The sequence below is a fragment of the Holdemania massiliensis AP2 genome (assembly GCF_000327285.1).
GTDB classification, from domain to species: domain Bacteria; phylum Bacillota_I; class Bacilli_A; order Erysipelotrichales; family Erysipelotrichaceae; genus Holdemania; species Holdemania massiliensis.
Genome location: NZ_HE998567.1, coordinates 1,521,545 through 1,540,663 on the forward strand (window position 1 = coordinate 1,521,545; position 19,119 = coordinate 1,540,663).

The following is a 19,119-nucleotide window of genomic DNA, read 5'->3' on the forward strand; positions in this document are numbered from 1 at the left end:
GAGTCAACTGCTCGTGAACAAATTCGTAATTGTTTTTTTCAGCACTTTCTTGTATATTGAACCTGATAGCCAGACGTCAATAGGAGAAAAAGAGGATGCGAAAATATAAAATCGGTGAATTTTCAAAGAAGGTCGGGGTTACCCAGGAGTTTTTGAAGCATTATCAGAATAATGGGATCCTGATCCCCAACGAGATCACAGAAGCAAAGTATCGTTATTATGACCAGCGTAATGCTTCCACTGTCCTGGAGATTATTAAAAATAAGAATTATGGTTTTTCTGTTAAAGAAATCGAACAAGTTTTCCGGCATCGTTCCACCGCTGAAGTTCTGAGCTTAATGGAGCCTAAAATTGAGCAGATGCAAAAGCAGCTTATTTTTATGGAAGGCGTGATTGAAGAATATCAAAAATTAAAACAATTTTGCGAAGAAACCCGGCAGGATCAGTGGTTTGTCAAATCTGTTGAAGCGTTTTATTTCCTACCGCACGTCGACATCCAGGGATTTATTGATAATCCGCTGATCTATGAAATCCTTCCAGTCTGGACTCAATGGCTTCCCATCGTCAAATCATGTCAGAAATGTCCTGCCTGTCAGCCTGCTGATTATATTTGGGGATTATCTGTCCCGCAGCAGGCCGCAAAACAGATCGGGCTGCCGGTCAACAGCTGTGTGCAGGCTTGCAATGGAGGCCGCTTCTTTGAATATCACAGTATCTTTTTCTTAAAGGAAAAACAGGAAAATCCTATTCAAAAAGCCTTGCTTCAGATGGAAACCCTGGGATTAGAGCCGGTGGGTTCTGTTTTCCGCAATATATTGATGTATACGGAATATCAAACTGACAGTTCCATAGAACACAGCGTTCTCTATATTCCGTTTAAAGACAAAAATACTTCGTCCGATGGATCAGGATTAAATGGTGAAATTCGCTGATCAGAAATGAACTGGCTTCCTTTGATCATCATAAAGAGTTGAATGGCATCCATTCTAAGGTTCTTTTGTCCCTCAAGCAAAAGTGCGGCATAATTCGCATCGGATCCGATGTTTTTGAATGCTGCGTTTTTTATTCCTAAGAAAACTGCAAGTCTTTTATTGGAGATTATTTACTAATCAAGTTATTGATTATCAAAGGCATGCATCCAATCAACCTTACGGTAATAATAGAAGAAAATAACTGAACTCATCAGCCAGGTCAGAGGATAGGCCCAGAAAACAACCTGAATCGAATTCACGAGTTTGACCACCAAAGTAATGAACGTCACCCGCGCTGCGCACCACGTCAGCAGCATAACCAGCATCGGCACGGTTGATTTGCCGGCACCGCGCAGAATAGCAGCCATGCAATGGGAAAATGCCAGCAGGAAAAAGAATAAAGCTGAAGTTCGAGCCCGATCAGTCCCGTAAGCAATCACTTGCGGGTCGCGGTTGAAAGCCGCAATCAGCCACGGTGCTCCGACGTAAATCAAAATTCCGATGACTTCTGCAATCGCCATCGAACACAGAATGCCAAACCGTGCTCCTTTCCGTGTTCGTTCAAACTCACGAGCTCCCAGATTCTGTCCGACAAAAGTGGTCAGCGCCATGGTAAACGAGGTTATCGGTAAAAAGCCAAAGCCTTCAATTTTCGAGAACGCTCCGCAGCCAGCCATAGCCATCTGACCAAAGGCGTTAATGTTGGCCTGAACAACAACATTGGCGAAACCGATAATGGAATTCTGCAAACCGGAAGGCAGACCATACTGTATAATCAACTTCAGCATTGGCTTGTTAAAACGGATTTTCTTAGGTTCAATTCGATAGACATCCTGAACCTTCAACAGCCGTCTCCAACAGAGCGCGGCGCTGACCAACTGCGATACAATCGTTGCGAAGGCTGCCGATCCCACCCCTAAATGCAATCCTGCCACAAAAATCAAATCCAAGACGATATTGATTAGTGAAGAGATGACCAGATAAATCAAGGGATGCCGACTGTCTCCAGCCGCCTGCAGAATTCCAACAAAAATATTGTACATAATAAAGCCCAGCGATCCGGCAAAGTATATTCTGAAATACTCGGTTGATAAACCCAATACCTCCAAGGGCGTTCCCATCCAAATCAGAATCTGCGGTGCGAGAAGTACGCCAATCGCCGTCAGCAGCACACTGGCCGCTAAACCGAAAGCCACCGTTGTATGCGCAGCCAGCTGAACTTGTTCGCTGTTGCAGGCGCCATAGTAGCGGGCGATAACAACCCCGGCGCCAACCGCAATCCCATTGAAAAAACCAACGAGCAGGAAGATTAAATTACCCGAGGAACTGACAGCCGCCAAGGCTTCACTGCCCAAAAAGTTACCGACGATCAAAGAGTCGGCCGTGTTGTAAAGCTGCTGAAACAAATTGCCGAAAAAGATCGGCAGGGCAAAGAACAAAATCTTTTTCCAGATCACACCTTCGGTCATTAAATTCTTAGTATTCGCTTGCGTCACTGTATTCCCCTCTCTCCATTTTTAAACGGATTCACTTTCCCCTGACAGCTTAAAACGACTGTTTATTTATCATATCAGCTGGAGTGAACTTCAAGTCAATGTTTTTTAAACTCTTTTCATTTCACCGCCGCTATCCTTCAGGTAGAAAATCCGCATCGCAGTAAATCAATTCCGTATTCAGAACAAGTTTTCATGGACATTCTTCAGAACTTTAAGAATACTCAAAATGGTATTCCAGAACTTTCCAAACAGGAAAAACAGACGGAATTCCCGTCTGTTCAGTCATTTTCGATTAAGCCGGTATACAGCTGATAGTAGATTCCATGCTTTTCCAATAGGCGTTCATGATTGCCGCGTTCAATAATTCGTCCGTGATCCATAACCATAATCGCATGCGAATTTTTAATGGTGCTTAGCCGGTGAGCTATGACAAAGGTCGTCCGGCCGCTCATCAGCTTATCCATGCCTTCCTGCACAAGTTTCTCTGTTCGAGAATCAATCGAGGAGGTGGCTTCATCCAGAATCAGGACCGGCGGATTGGCCAGCGCCGCCCGCGCAATCGAGATCAGCTGCCGCTGTCCCTGAGAAAGTGAAGAGCCGTCGCGAGTCAGCCAAGTATCATAGCCATTCTCCAAATGTTTGATAAAATAATGAGCATTCGCCAGTTTCGCCGCGGCGACCACTTCCTCATGGGTAGCCTCGGGACGGGCATATTTAATATTCTCTTCGATGGTGCCCGTAAATAAATGCGTGTCTTGAAGAACAATTCCCAGCGACCGCCGCAGATCAGCTTTACGAATCAGCTTCACATCAATTCCATCATAGGTGATCGACCCTTTCTGCACATCATAGAAACGATTGATCAGATTGGTCATCGTTGTTTTTCCTGCACCGGTCGCCCCGACAAAGGCTAGCTTTTGCCCCGGCTCCGCAAACAGATCAATATCATGAAGGACTGTTTTTCCTTCGACATAACTGAAGCTGACATCATGGAATCGAACATCCCCAGTCAGTTCAACATAATCAACACTGCCATCCTCATGCAGATGCTTCCAGGCCCAATGCCCCGTCGTCGCTTCCGTTTCCTGCATTTGGCCAGTCTCATCCTGAACAACGTTGACCAGCGTAACCCGGCCATCGTCCACTTCATGAGCCTGATCCAGCAGGTTGAAAACACGTTCAGCACCGGCCATCGCCATAATGACGGAGTTCAGCTGCTGTGAAATTTGATTCAGCGGACCATTAAAGGATTTGTTTAAAGCCAAAAATGATGCCAGACCGCCTAGTGTCAGACCGCCGATTCCATTAAGCGCCAATGCGCCGCCGATAAACGCACACAGAACATAGGAAATATTACCGAGGTTGCCGACAATCGGCATCAGAATATTCGCATATTTATTGGCGTTATACGATGCCTCGCATAGTTCGTCGTTGATCTGATTGAATTCCTCAATGGCTTTCTGCTCGTGCGTAAATACCTTGATAACCTTCGCACCTTCCATCATTTCCTCAATATAGCCATTTTCTTTCCCTAACTGCCGCTGCTGCACGCCGAAATACCGGCCAGACTTGCGCATGATTTTCTGCAGGGCAAACTGCATGATCCCGACCATAAACAACGTAACCAACGTCAGCGGAACACTCATGACGATCATCGAAAAGAATACGGAAACAATCGTGATCAACGAAGATATGCATTCAGGGATACTTTGGGAAATAACCTGACGCAGCGTATCAATATCATTGGTATAGACACTCATGATATCTCCATGGGCATGGGTATCAAAATATTGAATCGGCAATTTTTCCATATTGCTGAAAAGATCGTTACGCAGATCATTCAGCGTTCCCTGAGAAATAACAATCAGAATTTTCTGGGAAATCAGCTTGGTCAGCACACCCGCCATATAAAAGCAGGCCATCAGACTCAGAGCCCGAAACAGCGGGACAAAGTTCGGATTGGCACTCTGAAGTAGCGGTGTAATATAACCGTCGATCAAAGTCCTCATAAACACGGAAGACGAAACAGAAGCTAGGGCTGAAACAAGAATGCACAGAATCACCACCGCATAACGGACTTTATACCGCTTTAGAATGTAGTTCATTAAGCGGCCCAGCACCTGAGTATTCAGCTTTTCCCCATTTGTTCCCACATTTCTAGGCCTGCTCATGCTCATCCTCTCCTTTCTTCTGTGTTTCATAGACTTCCTGATAAATAGCATTGCTGGCCAACAGCTCAGCATGCGTTCCAATCCCTTCGATCCGCCCTTCGTTCAGCACGATGATGCGGTCTGCATCTTCAATCGATGAAATCCGTTGGGAGATGATCAGCTTGGTGATATTCGGAATTTCTTCACGGAAGGCCTTGCGGATCTGACTGTCAGTGCGGGTATCCACCGCGCTGGTACTGTCATCAAGAATCAGTACTTTCGGCTTTTTCAATAAGGCTCTGGCAATACATAAGCGCTGCTTCTGACCGCCGGAAACATTGGTTCCGCCCTGTTCGATATACGTGTCGTAACGATCCGGAAACTGCTGGATAAATTCGTCAGCACAGGCTTGCCTGCAAGCCTGAATCATTTCACTTTCACTGGCTGATTCATTCCCCCAGCGCAGATTATCCTTAATCGTACCGGAAAACAAAACATTCTTCTGCAATACCATCGCAACGCTGTTGCGCAGCGTGTCCAAGTCGTAGCTGCGAACATCAATACCGCCGACCCGGACCGTACCTTCAGCCGTGTCATAAAGCCGCGGAATCAGACTCATCAGCGTCGATTTGCTGGATCCAGTCGGTCCCAGAATACCAATCGTTTCGCCGGATTTGATTTTGAGATGAATATCCTCCAGCACATATTTATCTTTTCCAGGATAATAGCCGAAAGCAACATGATCGAACTCAATCGAACCGTCAGCCACAGTCATAACCGGATTTTCCGGATTGACAATACTTGGCTTTTCTTCCAATATTTCAGCAATTCTCTGAGCCGAGGCCATCGACATACTCAGCATAACGAAAATCATTGAAAGCATCATCAAACTCATCAGAATGTTCATCGTGTACGTGAACAAGCTCATTAACTCCCCGGTCGTCAGGGAACTGCCGACGATCATCTGCGCTCCCATCCAGCTCAATGCCAAGATACAGCAGTACATCGTCAGCTGCATGACCGGATTATTCCACACCAGGATATTTTCAGCCTTCATGAACATCTTTTTCAGATTGCTGACGGCTTCCTTAAACTTATCAATCTCGGCATTTTCCTTCACATAGGCTTTGACGACGCGAATGTTGGTGACGTTTTCCTGAACACTCGCATTCAGATCATCATATTTACGAAAGGTTTTACTGAACATCGGATAAGCTTTCAATGTAATAAAGCCCAGAACCGCCCCCAGAAAAATCATCGCATAGAAGAAAATCATCGCCAGTTTGGCATTGATCATAAAGGTCATCGACATCGCGACCACCAGCATTAACGGCGCCCGCACACACATCCGCAGAATCATCTGATATGCATTCTGCACGTTCGTCGCATCGGTCATCATTCGTGTGACAAGACCGGAGGTTGAGTATTTATCAATGTTGGCAAATGAAAATTTCTGGATATTCTCAAACATCGCCTTGCGCAGATTCTTGACAAATCCCGCCGAAGCATACGCTGCATACTTCCCGCTCATCATCCCGCAGAACAGCGATAAAAATGCGCAGATCAGCATCAACGCTCCATACTTGAAGACCGCGCCCATATCCCCCTGGTTGACCCCGGAGTCAATGATGAAAGACATCAGAAATGGAAGCATCAGCTCCATTACGACTTCGCCAATCATTAATATTGGAGCTAACAGGGAAGCTTTTTTATATTCTTTAACTTCTTTTAGCAATCGTTGAATCATAACATTCTCCTTTCCTTTTTTACGTTATTCCAGATTCTTTTTGATTTGATCCAAAACAGAAAAAAAGTGTTCCTGATCTTGCTGAGAAATCGACTGGGAAAGCAAAGCTTCCATTCGATCAATATTCTCAGTCATTTTCTGGTTCAGCTGCAGCGCTTTTTCCGTCAGCACCAATTTTTTTAAACGGGCGTCCTGTTGGGCAGAAGCCCGATAAAGATAACCATCCCGCTCCAGAACATTCAAAATCTCACTGGCCGTGGACCGCCGAATCCGCAGTTCCTTTTCAAGATCCCGCTGAAAAACATCGTGATCTTGATTGGCGATCAGATAACCAATCGTTCGAGTCTGAACAAACGTCAGTTCGCAGTCGTTTTCATGCCGGAATTGTTCCATTTTCTGATGGATCATCTGTTGAATTTCGCGAATTTCATATCCAATTCTTCGCTGCATTGCGTCACCCTCTTTTGTTAGGACACTAACATTTTACTCTAATTTAAGAACTTGTCAATCGGATTTATTGTGAATTTTAAGTGAAATTTAACGAATCAAGAAATTCATACCGGTTACAGACTTGGGTCTGACGAGAGAAAAGCCAACTCCCTTTCTTATCTATTCTTTGTTTTTAACAAAGAATAAAAGAAAAATTATTTTCAGAGCTGAAGTCGCCAAAAAAATTCCTCGTGCCTAACTCCTTTTCTCACCAACAGCATAACTTAGGGAGAAAGGAGGGATTCAATTATGGCTTATGCATTACGGTTAGGCAGCAACGGCATCGATGTAAAAAAGATGCAGTATTATATCAATCAGATCTTGGCGGCGCCGAATCTGACACCCATGGAGGAGGATGGCATCTATGGTCAGAAAACAGAGTTTGCAGTCGCTGTTTTCCAGTATGTTTATCATCTGAATGTGGATGGAATCCTTGGACAGACAACCTGGGATAAAATTGTGGAAGAGTTTAAAGATCTGTCCAGTCCGGCGGTGGAACGCAACAAAACTACACGGACACTGCGGGTTGGCGACATAGGCTTAGGCGTACAGAAATTCCAGCAGTATTTGAATGAATTGATAGCGCCGAATCCACGGCTGGTCGTCGACGGCAATTTCGGACAGAATACCAAGCGCGCAGTGGAAACGTTCCAGGCACTCAACGGTTTGAATGTCGACGGCGTGATCGGCAACAATACCTGGGATCGCGTTATCAATCGCCTGCAATAACCGAAGAATATAAGTTTCACAAGAAAAGGTCTGTTTTTCAGACCTTTTTCGCAGTATTCAGACTTGACGGCACGTCTGAAATTCGCTATGATATTAATAGTTCTATATAGAACATTAGAATGGAAATCCTCGAGGTGATTCCTATCGAAACACAGGGCGGCTTTTACATCACCCAAATCAAACAGCTTCAAGATCGAATTTTTGAACGCTTTTTAAGTGAGCAAGGATTGAAAATCAGCGGAGGTCAGGGACGAATTTTATTCGTCCTTTGGAAACAATCGCCCTGTACGATCAGCGAAATCAGTCAGCGGACTTCCCTGGCCAAAAACACGGTATCGATGATGATCGACACAATGGTCGCCCATGGAATCGTCACACGGCAGAGTAATCCGAACAACCGCCGGCAGACCTGGATCATGCTGACCGATTATGCCTTATCCCTCCAACAAAAATATGACGCTGTTTCTCAGCGTATGAACACCCTTTTTTACTCCGGTTTCAGCGAAGGGGAAAAAGATCAGTTTGAAGCTTACCTTCAGCGCATCCTAACGACTTTGCATCGGGTAGAAAAGAGTCAAGAAAGCCATGAGGAAATAAACTATGATGAGTCAAGATGAAATCATCCGCTTTATCCGCAGTCAGAAAGTCACCGTCGTTACAGGTGTAGATAAGGATGGTTTTCCAAGTCAGAAAGCCATGTTTGCGCCGCGGCGGATTGATGGACGCACAGTTTTCTATTTTTCAACCAACACCTCTTCCCAGAAAGTTGAAATCTTCCGCGCCAATGCCAAAGCCGGAGTTTATTTTTATAAGCAAGGAAAAGACAAATACATTGGAATTCAATTAAGAGGAACTATGGAAGTGCTGACGGATCGGGAATCCAAAGCCTCGATCTGGCAGCCAACTGACACCCTGTATTATCCGCTGGGTATCGATGATCCGGATTATTGCGTCCTGAAATTCACGGTCACTGGCGGACGGTTTTACAGCGAAGGTAAAACCGAAGATTTTCAGCTGACCGACGATGAAGCCTGAGCTTCATTACAGCAGAGCATCATTACTTTGCCTGCTGATCATTCCGATAGTCTGACATAGAACAAAAAATGCGCTCTCCCTGATTTTCAGTTCAGGACTAAGCGCATTTTATTATGCTTTTCAGACCGATTACATTAAAGGAGCAAAAAGTTTGATGACATTGACAATCCAGCGTTTGAGCAGAGGCTGAAACTTCCGGCAGTCCGCCATCGTGATGTGCTGGGAAACAGCCTGCGTTTTTAAGAAATCGTCACGCAGCTGAGTTACTGCCTTCGTTTTCAGCATCCAGGTTGCACATTCATAGTGATGAACCAATGACCGATAGTCCAGATTGATCGTGCCGACAACTCCCACCTGATCATCCGATACAAATGTTTTGGCATGAATAAAACCTGGCGTATACTCATAAATCTTCACTCCGGCTTCAACCAGAGAAGGATAATAAGACTGCGTGATCAGATGCACATACCATTTATCCGGAATGTGCGGGGTGATCAGCCGAACATCCACGCCCCGCTTTGCCGCCATCATTAACGCTGTCAGCAGCTCATGATCAATGATCAGATAGGGTGAGGTTATCCATACATAATCTTGAGCCTGATTCAAAATATTCATATAAACACTTTCCCCTGTCATCTCATGATCCAGCGGAATGTCGCAGAAAGACTGAACATAGCCGCAGGCTTGCCGGTCCTTAGGCTGCGGCAGATAGCGGGAAAAATCAGGATCTTCATCCCGATAGAAATTCCAGGCTTCCAAAAACATCATCGTCAGATTGACGACGCCTTCTCCCTGAAGCATGACTGCCGAATCTTTCCAATGACCATGCTTGGCATAAGCGTTAATATACTCGTCAGCGAGATTGATTCCCCCATTAAATCCCACATTTCCATCAATCACTGTAATTTTGCGGTGATCGCGGTTGTTGTGGGAAACCGTCAGATGCGCCGTAAAACGGTTGAAAACAACCGTCTTAATCCCCATCGCTTCAAGCTTCTGATCATAATGATCCGGCAGCGTCATAATACAGCCTAAATCATCATACATCATCCGCACTTCAACTCCAGCTTTGACCTTTTCTCCCAGAATCTTCAGCAGGGTATTCCACATGGTTCCTTCTTCTACAATGAAATATTCCATAAAGATGTATTCCTGAGCCTTGTTCAGTTCTTCGCACAGACGTTTAAACATGACTTCGCCCAAAGGCAGATATTCACAATCTGTATGAGTATAGGGCTTGCGCTGATTTGCCCATTCGATGTAATGGGACTGACCGGCATACAACGGAGCTTCCTGTTTGAGCAAATCCGATGCATCAGGCAGCTGTGACAGCGCAGACTGACTCCGTTTGACCAATTCGATCATGCAGTCTTTTTCTTTCTTGCGCACGGGCGTACGTCCGAAACAGACATAAGCAATTCCACCCAAAATTGGAAGCACAAGCATTAGAATAATCCAGGGGATTTTCAAACTCGGCGAGCCGTCGTTATTCACAAGATAAATAAGCAGAAAAAGACTAAGCAGAACACAGAAGGCATAAAAATAGATGAAATAATTGCTCATTTTCAAGATGATCACAAAGAACAGAATAGCCTGCAATGCAATTAAAATCCCTGTGACGATCAATCGGCTGGTCAAGAAATGCAAAAGTTTTCGAATCATTTCAAGCTCCTTCTTTCCGTTTAATTCTCAGACATGATGACTTTCACTATCCCTAAAAGACTTCTAAAACCAAGGATAATCCTTACTCAGAACCTCTCAGTCCTCAACGCTCTTCTTCTGTATCTTAATCATCAGGTATTTTTTCCCGCAATTTCACAGCAGCCATCACGCTCATGAAAAAATCCTAATTTGCTTTAGCCTTGCAGGATGGTGTAAAGCAAAGCTGTATTCAGCGATTTTTCCGCAGTTCTTTCGCTTCTTTTCCACTCATCGCTTCAATTATAATTTCCACAATGCAGACAACGTCAAGCCGTTCATTAATTTCTTCATCGGCACCTTCGGGATGCGCTGGATTAAAGCGTATTGCCAGCTGTTTTAACGCAGCCTTTTTCTCATCGCTGTTCGTCAGAATACGGGCTTGTCCAAAAATAATTACGCTGCGGAAATACGTAGTATATTCTTCAGGCACCACCTGATCTTGGTCGATAACACAGAATGAAACTTTCGGGTTGCGGGCAATCGCCTCCAGTTTATAACCACTGGCAGCACAATGAAAATAAAGCTTGGAATTTGAGTAAACATAACTGAGCGGCACGGCATAAGGATAATCTCCCTCACCCGTAACAGCCAGCACGCCCGAAGTCCCGCGCTGCAGCACCGCAATGCACTCTTCCTGGGTTAAAGCCTGATTTTTACGACGCATTGATGTCCTCATTCTTGTTCTCCTTCGTTTGATCTTTTACTCAGCGAGCGAGTCTGTTTCTTTTACTGTAGCGAAGCTGCGGATATTCGTCAAGTTATTTTAATCCAACAGCGAGCGAGGTTGTAATAAACATTTTCGCATAAAGAAAAGAAGCTCCGCAAGCGAAGCCTCTGTATGATTTTACTTTTTAACGCCGACTCCCAGTTTTTCATTGATTTCAGCAAGGTCGTTTTCCAGTTCCTGAATAAATTCTTCTTTGTCCTTGATGTCTTCCGCCATTTCATCCGCCGCGGTCTGACTCAGCAAGGTCGGCAGTTCATTTTTCATCCATTTCAGCTGCCGCTGCTGTGCCTGGATCAATTCCATTTTGCGGTTGCGCACCTCCTGCATCCGCTTGATCCAATCGTTATGCTTCTGTTCGTTAAACTGTTTCAATCCGGCAAAATAATCATCTGCCGCACAACGGAATTCTTTCCACAACGCATCTTCTTTTTCTTTGCCGCAGGATCCAATCTCTTTCCACACTCCGTTCAGTTTTTTCATCTGATCCGTGTTTTCACGATTGTATTCTTTCAAAGCGACAATCGCGGCTGCCTGAGCGATCAATTCCTTTTTCTTCTCAGCATTCTGCTGCTGGCGCTGATGAATCTCATCATAGGCAGCACTGCGGCGATCGTAGAATTTCTGCCGGGTTTCATTGAATTCATTCCACAGCTGATCATCGATCTCTTTTCCGGCAAAGCCTGCGTTTTTCCAATCTTCCATTAATTTCCTGAGCTGATCACTGGTTTTCTGCCATTCCTCGGAATCCGCCAAGGCCGCTGCCTGCTTGATCAGTTCTTTTTTTACCTGCTGCGCATTGACAGATTTGGCCTTCCGTTCTTCCCAATTCTGACGTTTCCGATCAAAGAAAGCATTGCGGGCTTCGTTAAAGGCTTCCCACAGCTGATCATCGGTTTCTTTCCCTGCCGATCCCACGGCTTTCCACTGCCGCATCAGCTCGTTCATTTCATCCGTAGCCTGATTCCAGTTCTCTGATTTCGCCAAAACCTGAGCCCGGTCAATCAGTTCCTGTTTTGCTTTCTGAATGTTCTGAAATCCTTCTTTACGCTTCGCATAGAAAGCGTCGATCATGCGGTCGAATTCGTCAGCCAGTTCGTCTTCATAAGCTGATTCCCAATAATAAATCCGCTTCCATCTTTTCTTTAAACTCATGACCGCTGAAGCGACTTCATTCCATTCCTTGGAAAGATCCAGCTGCTTCGCTTCTTCAATCAGCGCTTTTCGGTCCTTGATATCTTCATCAAAATCCCTTACTTCATTCATTTCATCCATTGCCATCGTTGTTCACCCTCCATTACAAGCACTATGACTTCAAAATTAGTTCATGGATTTATTATACCATTAAACAAGATAAAAATGATATCGGTTATCGCGGAAGTTCCCATAATTCTGAATAAAATTTATTCTTGATTTTATCTTTTGTCCCTTCGCTGATTGCTTTCCGTAAGGATAGAATTTCTTTCTTCCCCTTAAAGCAGAATCTTCCTGACAGCAATTATGCCTCTTCTTCTGAGCTTTGTTTGCCTCTTTCATCATAATTTTTGGGCTGGTTTGGAATGACTGGACGCCAGAATATTACAAAAACAGTATGCAGAATCCCAAAAGAAACGGAATGCCTCCGGCCATTGCACTGTTGGGTATGAATGGAATCCAGGGCACTGTCAGCGCTATTGCAGATCCTTACTTTAATGATCTAGTTCAGATATTAGCGCAGTTCGCTGCTGGGTCGGAACAATTAATTCATTATGAGTTCCAGCGAACACGGAATACTCTATCTAGGCTTAATATTCCAGGTGCCGAAAATATTCTTTCCTCCCCAGCAAATCCAGCTTAGTCAATTCACTTCGTTTATTCTCTTAATAACGGATGACAGCAGATATTAAGCTGGCTTTCGATCTTCTCATGTTCTATATTCATGGGTCATCTGAATTAATTCAATCAACATTTATAACAAAAAAATCCTCGATGCTGGAATTTCTGAAAGGCAAATCACCTTCAGAGATCCCTGCAGTTACTGAGGATTTTTCTTGGTCATTTATTCAAACTCGGCGTGTCCTTTGTTGTTCTTAACTATATTTGTTTAAGTTTTGTGCAGATACACGCCGCTTTTTACTTCAATTACATCAATTATTCTGGCTTGCTGATTTTCTGTTGCCAAAATGTTGCCACAAATAATAGCTATTTATGCATTTATTTGATGTAGCCAATCAATTATGTTCATACCGACACGTGCAATATCTAGCTCATCTAACACCCCGCTATGCATTATTACATTACGAGACTTTTCTACAGCATCAAACGTAGTTTTTATCCACTCTTGTGCATTAGAGAATCCAAAATAAGGTTCAAAATGTTGCCAATTTCCTTGGGAACAAATAATTTTAGGCAAATCTCCAAATTCCAAATACGACATCATCATATCACCACGATTCACATGCCATTTTACTTTTGTCTCAGATTCTCTACGAGATTGTGCTTTCTCTCGTATTCCATTTTGCACACCTTTGCTCCACCATTCATCTCCATATGCCCCCAATAATGTCGTATATACAAATTCTCTAGAGGCATTTTCAAAAGCAGTTATTGTCGCAAATACAGTAATCATGGTCTTTGACTGTTCAACATATTTTGCATCTATCTCATCAAAATGAAGTTTCTTCGCTAATTCTTCGGAGAAAAATGCTTCTTCAGCAATATATCTTTTATGCCCCGCTTTATCTAATGCTTCTTCCGCTAGTAGCCCCCTAAATGCAAATGAATACAAATCCGTTTTCATCAGTATCACCTTACTTAAGTGGAATATGCTTTGCTAAACTCGCAAATAATGCATCATAAACAGCTTGATCCCGAGTTGCTGGTAAGTGAATATGTATATCATAATTTAAATCAAACCCCCTTACCTGCTGATTATACTGTTTAGGTTCTTCAGTATCATCAACAAATGATTCCTGACTTATATTATTACTATTTTCATTTGATTTTTTCTCCAATACTTGAGCTTCAGACCAGTCAGCATATCCACAAAGATTAATAAATGTACTAGCCATATAACTAATTGTTGCGTTTTCTTTTGAGCCATTGGTCAATGTTTTAAATTTCCCCTCTACCTCGCTTTTTGTCATTTTATTAGCAGAAGTATTCAATGCAAACAAATCCGCATATGCCTCTTTAATCCCTTCTGCTACCATTTGTTTTGAAAAACTTTGGTCAAGAAACTTAAAATATCTTTCTGTAGGCGTTCCAGCATCATCCAAAAAACCGATAGCCTTAAGAACATTCACAAATTGCCTGTCATTAGAACTCGTAAAACCTAAATCAGCCATAAATTTAGTCGTAAACTTATCCGGTGCCTTCGCAGTCAACATTGTGTCAAAATACTGTGGTATTTTCGAGAAACTCCCTGTCATATAACTTGTTGGTAATGACATTTTTCTCCTCCTCTATCCATTATCTATGTAATCATCAATTTTATTGGCAACATAAAATTGCAAATCTTATACAACTAAAACAATTCTAGTAAATCAGGCAATCTTATAGACCACCTGCCATATAAAATAAATAATACACTCCCGTACTATTCAAACTCAATTGTTCCCGGCGGCTTGGAAGTGATGTCCAGCAGCACTCGGTTCACGTGCGGAACCTCATTGACAATCCGGCTTGAGATCACGCTCAGAACCTCAAATGGAATATGCGCCCAGTCCGCTGTCATCCCGTCAATGGAAGTCACGGCTCGGATCGCTACAGCATAATCATAGGTTCTTTGATCCCCCATGACACCAACTGACTTCATATTGGTCAGTGCTGTAAAATACTGCCAGATGTCCCGCTCCAGACCTGCTTTTGCGATTTCTTCGCGCAGAATCGCGTCGGATTCGCGCACCATCATCAGTTTTTCCTCTGTGATTTCACCCAAAACACGAATCCCCAATCCTGGTCCTGGGAACGGCTGACGCCAGACCATTTCATCCGGCAAGCCCAGCTCTTTGCCCAGCTGCCGCACTTCATCCTTGAACAGCGTATTCAGCGGTTCGATCAGCTGAAACTGCATATCTTCCGGCAGACCGCCGACATTATGATGCGACTTGATCGTCTGCGCTGTTTGTGTTCCACTTTCAATGACATCGGTATATAACGTTCCCTGAGCCAACCAGTGAATATTCTCCCCTTCTGCCAGCTTCTTGACCTCTTCATCAAAGGTATAAACGAACTCATTCCCGATGATTTTCCGCTTCTGTTCAGGATCGCTGACCCCTTTGAGCTTATCCAGAAATTTCTTCGAGGCGTCGATCTTCGTCAGATTCAGCTGCATATTTCGACCGAAAGTTTCCATGACGCTTTCGGCTTCCCCCTTACGCAGCAAGCCATGATCAATAAACATGCAGTACAGCTGCGGTCCAATCGCCTTGTGAAGCAAAGCGGCGACAACTGAGGAATCAACGCCGCCGGACAACGCTAACAGCACCTTGTCCGATCCCACCTGAGTCCTAATTTTTTCAATCTGCATTTCAATGTAATTATGCATCGACCAATTGTTCTGCGCCTGGCAAATTTCAAACACAAAATTCTTCAGCATGGCATTGCCAAATTCACTGTGCCGGACTTCCGGATGGAATTGAACCGTATAGATTTTTTTCTCAGGATTGCTGGTGGAAGCAAACTCACAGGTAGAACTGGACGCATCCTTAACGAATCCCGGTGCCAGCTTGGACACTTGGTCGCCATGACTCATCCAGACAATCTGCTTCTTCGGCAATCCCTTAAACAACAGCGAATCCGTTTCAATCGCAATCTCTGTCCGACCGTATTCCTTACTGTCGCAGCAGCGGACATCCCCACCGTTCATGTAATGCGTCATCTGCATGCCGTAACAGATTCCAAGAATGGGCAGCCCGCTCTCAAAAATTGCCGGATCGCACTTAAAGGCCTGATCATCATAAACACTGTTAGGTCCTCCGCTGAAAATAATGCCTTTGACATCTTCCAGCGCCTGAATTTCCGCCAGGGTCATGGTATTGGGATGCAGCTCACTGTAAACGCCGAACTCCCGAATTCGCCGGGCGATCAGCTGATTGTACTGACTGCCGAAATCCAGAACGATAATTTTATCAGCCATCGTTTTGCCTCCTTAGTTATAGAATTGAAAAGTGAATTAAAATAGCAGCTATTCTAATTCACTTTTTCCACGTTTATTTTACCATCGAAAGCTGCGGATTACCACAGAAAATGATGGATGGATCAGAGGATGAAATAAAGCATAAAGACGAGGTCGAGAATCCAAATAATCGGCTGTACTTCCTTCGCCTTGCCGCTGCCCAGCATCACCGCTCCATAAGTAATAAAACCTAATGCAATGCCGTCCGAAATGGAATAGCACAGAATCATCATGATGATCGCCATAAAGCCGGTCGAAGCATAAATGAAGTTATCCCAATCGATGCCGCCCAGCTGCTGCGCCATCAAAATACCGACAACGATCAAAGCCGGTGCCGTTACTGCGCTGGTCACAACAGACAGCAGCGGAAAGAAGACAATCGACAGCAAAAACAGGATTCCGGTAGTCACCGCCGTTAAGCCAGTCCGTCCGCCAACCTCAACACCAGAGGTCGATTCAACAAAAGAGGTCACGGTCGAAGTACCTAAAACCGCGCCCACACAGGTTCCGACAGAGTCCGATAACAGGGCTCTTTCAATATTCTCCAATTCCCCTTTTTCATTAACCAAGCCTGCCCGGTTAGCGACAGCGACCAAAGTTCCTGCGGTATCAAAGAAATCGACAAACAGAAACGAAAAGATCACAACGATGAAATCTTTATGCGCAAACAGTTCGCCAAAGCCGCTCATAAAGGCACCCAATGTCGGCATTTCAAAATTAAACTGCATGATCGAGCTTGGCAGCTGCGGCATATTCGCGATTCCACACAATCCGGCGAGGACGCCGACAACCGCAGTTCCAATCAGTCCCCAGAAAACCGCTGCCGTGACTTTCTTGGCAATCAAAATTAAGGTAAGCGCCAAACCAAAGATGGCAAGCAGCACCACTGGATCGGTCAGATTCCCTAAAGCCACAAACGTCGACTCATTCGCAACAATGATCCCGGCGTTTTTCATACCGATAAAAGCAATGAAGAACCCAATGCCTGCCCCAATCGCCAGTTTCAGCTGCTGAGGGATCGCATTGATGATCATTTTGCGCAGTCCGGTAACGGAAATAATAATAAAGACAATACCGGAAACAAAGACGGCAGCCAAAGCTGCTTCCCAGCTGTAGCCAAACTGCATGCATACCGTATAAGTGAAGAAGGCATTGACTCCCATGCCCGGCGCTAACGATACCGGATAATTCGCCAGCACCCCCATTAAAATCGAAGCCACGCCGGACGCGATAGCCGTCGCTAGGAAAACAGATTGGACGGGCATTCCCGTCGCTGACAGCATGCCTGGGTTAACCGCCAGGATATACGCCATCGCCAGGAAGGTTGTGAGGCCAGCCAAGATTTCTGTTTTGACCGTTGTTTTGTGAGAAGACAGCTTAAATAACTTTTCTAACATAATTCCCCTTACTTTCTAAAAAAGCTTCGCCGCAAAGTAAAAAACTTCCTGAGACGGAAGCAAGAAGAAAAGCTTCCATCGTAGAATGGCGGTTACGGCCGCCATGTAGAAACTCCTGCGCCTGATCCCCAGGAATATACGGTGAACTTTTACGTTTGTCATTATAACAGAGGTTGCTGCAGGTGGCCAGTATTTTTCCACGTTTTCGCTGCTTTCCAACTCAAACAAAGAAGGAAAAGCTTATTCTTATCAAAAACCGGAAAAGAATTGCAGATTTAAATGCGGCCGCATCACTTCTGATTGCACTTTCCAAGCAGGCAAGCTACAATGAAAACAAATCAAAAAGCAGAGGGTGAGTGCGCCGTCTGCCGGGAAGGAGATTGTTATGAAAAAACACATTACCGTCGAAGTTTGCTGCGGCAGCGTCGATGACTGTCTGCTTGCACAGAAGCTGGGAGCGGACCGGATTGAATTAAATCATGCTCTGGAATTAGGCGGAATGACGCCATCCATGGGAACATTCCTGGAAGTCAAACGCCAAGTCAGTCTGCCCATCTGCGTGATGATCCGTCCGCGAGGGGCAGGTTTTGATTATACCGAAGCACAGTTTCAGGCCATGCTGAAAGACGCCGAACTTTTTATAGAACATGGAGCGGACGGCTTAGTGTTTGGCTTTTTGAATGCTGATGGAAGCATTCATGAAGAACGAACCCGGCAAATGGTTCAAGCAGCCCATGGCAAGGAAGCTATTTTTCACAAAGCCTATGACAGTACAAAGGATTTGGAAGCGTCATTAAAAACCTTGATTCGCTGTGGAATTACACGGGTGCTGACCAGCGGCGGCGCGGTTTATCCGAATATTCTGGAAGGCTGTAAAGAACTGGGACGGCTCCAGGATCTTTATGGTGATCAGATTCAGATTCTGCCCGGCGGCGGCGTTCGTGAATACAATGCCCGGCAGGTGCTGAAGCTCGCGCATACAGGTCAGATCCATTTAACGGCCAAAAATACGCTGATCGATGAATCCACTGGCCATTATCCGACGAAGCATCGCTCAGGATTGGAGTATCTGGCTGTCAGCGAAGGCAATCTTCAGAAAATTATGGAACAAATCCGTGGCTTCGATGATGAGAGTGCTGATACCCTAGCCACAATCTATCCAGGATAAGTCAGTTTCGCTTTCAACCAGAAATGAAAGACTGCTTTCAAGATCCAAAGTTTCTGAAGTGCAGGTGCTTAAAAGAAACATCTTTCATTCATTATGTAATTTTTACAATTTACCGTTGAAAATGACTTGACAATCACTACTAATGCGTATAAACTACTTCCATAAACAGAACTTGATGTCCTGATCAATGTCTGTTTATATCTAAGTAAAATGAAACTTTAACCTTATGAACAGTTTCCTCTTTTTCCTCTCTTTCATTTTACTTAACCCGCGGGTACTGTGCTTCCTTTCACAGTTCCTGATTCCTGGAAAAGTCGGTGGCTCCGGCTTTTTTTCTTTTTGCGCTCATCCTGT

The 19,119-nt window shown here is 44.5% G+C and carries 16 protein-coding genes and 1 riboswitch; of the genes, 5 read left to right on the forward strand and 11 right to left on the reverse strand.

All coding sequences use genetic code 11. From position 1 onward, the window contains the following. The first annotated feature begins 95 nt into the window (after nucleotides 1-95). Nucleotides 96-932, forward strand: a complete 837-nt coding sequence (locus BN162_RS07160) for a MerR family transcriptional regulator (RefSeq protein ID WP_020224390.1) — start codon at nucleotides 96-98, stop codon at nucleotides 930-932. A 182-nt stretch (nucleotides 933-1,114) separates the two neighbouring features. On the opposite strand, the gene BN162_RS07165 is transcribed toward BN162_RS07160, so the two are convergent. The 4 genes from BN162_RS07165 to BN162_RS07180 form a co-directional block, all read right to left on the reverse strand. Next, nucleotides 1,115-2,467, reverse strand: a complete 1,353-nt coding sequence (locus BN162_RS07165) for an MATE family efflux transporter (protein ID WP_425279936.1) — start codon at nucleotides 2,465-2,467, stop codon at nucleotides 1,115-1,117. A gap of 278 nt (nucleotides 2,468-2,745) precedes the next feature. Further along, nucleotides 2,746-4,644 (reverse strand): ABC transporter ATP-binding protein, encoded by a 1,899-nt coding sequence (locus tag BN162_RS07170; protein WP_147612161.1) that lies wholly within the window; start codon nucleotides 4,642-4,644, stop codon nucleotides 2,746-2,748. After that, a complete protein-coding gene (locus BN162_RS07175) occupies nucleotides 4,625-6,364 on the reverse strand; it encodes an ABC transporter ATP-binding protein (protein WP_020224393.1) in 1,740 nt (579 codons plus the stop codon). Before BN162_RS07175 ends, BN162_RS07170 begins: the two co-directional genes overlap by 20 nt. A 24-nt stretch (nucleotides 6,365-6,388) precedes the next feature. Next, nucleotides 6,389-6,814 carry a MarR family winged helix-turn-helix transcriptional regulator gene (locus BN162_RS07180; protein WP_020224394.1) on the reverse strand — a complete coding sequence of 142 codons (426 nt, stop codon included), beginning with the start codon at nucleotides 6,812-6,814 and terminating at the stop codon, nucleotides 6,389-6,391. A gap of 288 nt (nucleotides 6,815-7,102) precedes the next feature. Here BN162_RS07180 and BN162_RS07185 point away from each other — a divergent pair, with 288 nt between their 5' ends. The 3 genes from BN162_RS07185 to BN162_RS07195 all read left to right on the forward strand — a co-directional run bounded on the left by BN162_RS07185 (nucleotide 7,103) and on the right by BN162_RS07195 (nucleotide 8,617). Then, entirely contained in the window at nucleotides 7,103-7,582 is a 480-nt protein-coding gene (locus BN162_RS07185) for a peptidoglycan-binding domain-containing protein (RefSeq protein WP_020224395.1), read from the forward strand. Nucleotides 7,583-7,716: 134 nt separating this feature from the next. Further along, nucleotides 7,717-8,199 (forward strand): MarR family winged helix-turn-helix transcriptional regulator, encoded by a 483-nt coding sequence (locus BN162_RS07190; protein WP_167540000.1) that lies wholly within the window; start codon nucleotides 7,717-7,719, stop codon nucleotides 8,197-8,199. Beyond that, the gene (locus BN162_RS07195) at nucleotides 8,183-8,617 is read left to right on the forward strand and encodes a pyridoxamine 5'-phosphate oxidase family protein (RefSeq protein WP_020224397.1); all 435 of its coding nucleotides are present in this window, start codon (nucleotides 8,183-8,185) and stop codon (nucleotides 8,615-8,617) included. The genes BN162_RS07190 and BN162_RS07195 overlap by 17 nt, the downstream gene beginning before the upstream one ends. A 129-nt stretch (nucleotides 8,618-8,746) precedes the next feature. On the opposite strand, the gene cls is transcribed toward BN162_RS07195, so the two are convergent. From cls to BN162_RS07235, 7 genes are all read right to left on the reverse strand, one after another. After that, nucleotides 8,747-10,279: a cardiolipin synthase gene (gene cls / locus BN162_RS07200; protein ID WP_020224398.1), complete on the reverse strand. Its 1,533-nt coding sequence runs from the start codon at nucleotides 10,277-10,279 to the stop codon at nucleotides 8,747-8,749. Nucleotides 10,280-10,508: 229 nt separating this feature from the next. Continuing rightward, nucleotides 10,509-10,994: a pyridoxamine 5'-phosphate oxidase family protein gene (locus tag BN162_RS07205; RefSeq protein WP_040451222.1), complete on the reverse strand. Its 486-nt coding sequence runs from the start codon at nucleotides 10,992-10,994 to the stop codon at nucleotides 10,509-10,511. 168 nt (nucleotides 10,995-11,162) lie between these two features. Then, nucleotides 11,163-12,323 (reverse strand): DUF349 domain-containing protein, encoded by a 1,161-nt coding sequence (locus BN162_RS07210; protein WP_020224400.1) that lies wholly within the window; start codon nucleotides 12,321-12,323, stop codon nucleotides 11,163-11,165. Nucleotides 12,324-13,227: 904 nt separating this feature from the next. Continuing rightward, complete coding sequence (locus BN162_RS07220; RefSeq protein WP_020224402.1) at nucleotides 13,228-13,821, reverse strand: Swt1 family HEPN domain-containing protein; 594 nt, start codon at nucleotides 13,819-13,821, stop codon at nucleotides 13,228-13,230. Nucleotides 13,822-13,831: 10 nt separating this feature from the next. Then, nucleotides 13,832-14,473 (reverse strand): DUF5343 domain-containing protein, encoded by a 642-nt coding sequence (locus BN162_RS07225; protein ID WP_020224403.1) that lies wholly within the window; start codon nucleotides 14,471-14,473, stop codon nucleotides 13,832-13,834. Between the two features lie 146 nt (nucleotides 14,474-14,619). After that, the gene (gene guaA / locus BN162_RS07230) at nucleotides 14,620-16,161 is read right to left on the reverse strand and encodes a glutamine-hydrolyzing GMP synthase (protein WP_020224404.1); all 1,542 of its coding nucleotides are present in this window, start codon (nucleotides 16,159-16,161) and stop codon (nucleotides 14,620-14,622) included. Between the two features lie 122 nt (nucleotides 16,162-16,283). Next, nucleotides 16,284-17,597 carry an NCS2 family permease gene (locus BN162_RS07235; protein ID WP_020224405.1) on the reverse strand — a complete coding sequence of 438 codons (1,314 nt, stop codon included), beginning with the start codon at nucleotides 17,595-17,597 and terminating at the stop codon, nucleotides 16,284-16,286. Between the two features lie 61 nt (nucleotides 17,598-17,658). Beyond that, a riboswitch (purine riboswitch) is annotated at nucleotides 17,659-17,759 on the reverse strand. A gap of 223 nt (nucleotides 17,760-17,982) precedes the next feature. On the opposite strand from BN162_RS07235, the gene BN162_RS07240 reads away from it, so the two are divergent. Beyond that, on the forward strand, nucleotides 17,983-18,765 hold the full coding sequence (locus BN162_RS07240; RefSeq protein WP_020224408.1) for a copper homeostasis protein CutC: 783 nt from the start codon (nucleotides 17,983-17,985) through the stop codon (nucleotides 18,763-18,765). Nucleotides 18,766-19,119 lie beyond the last annotated feature (354 nt).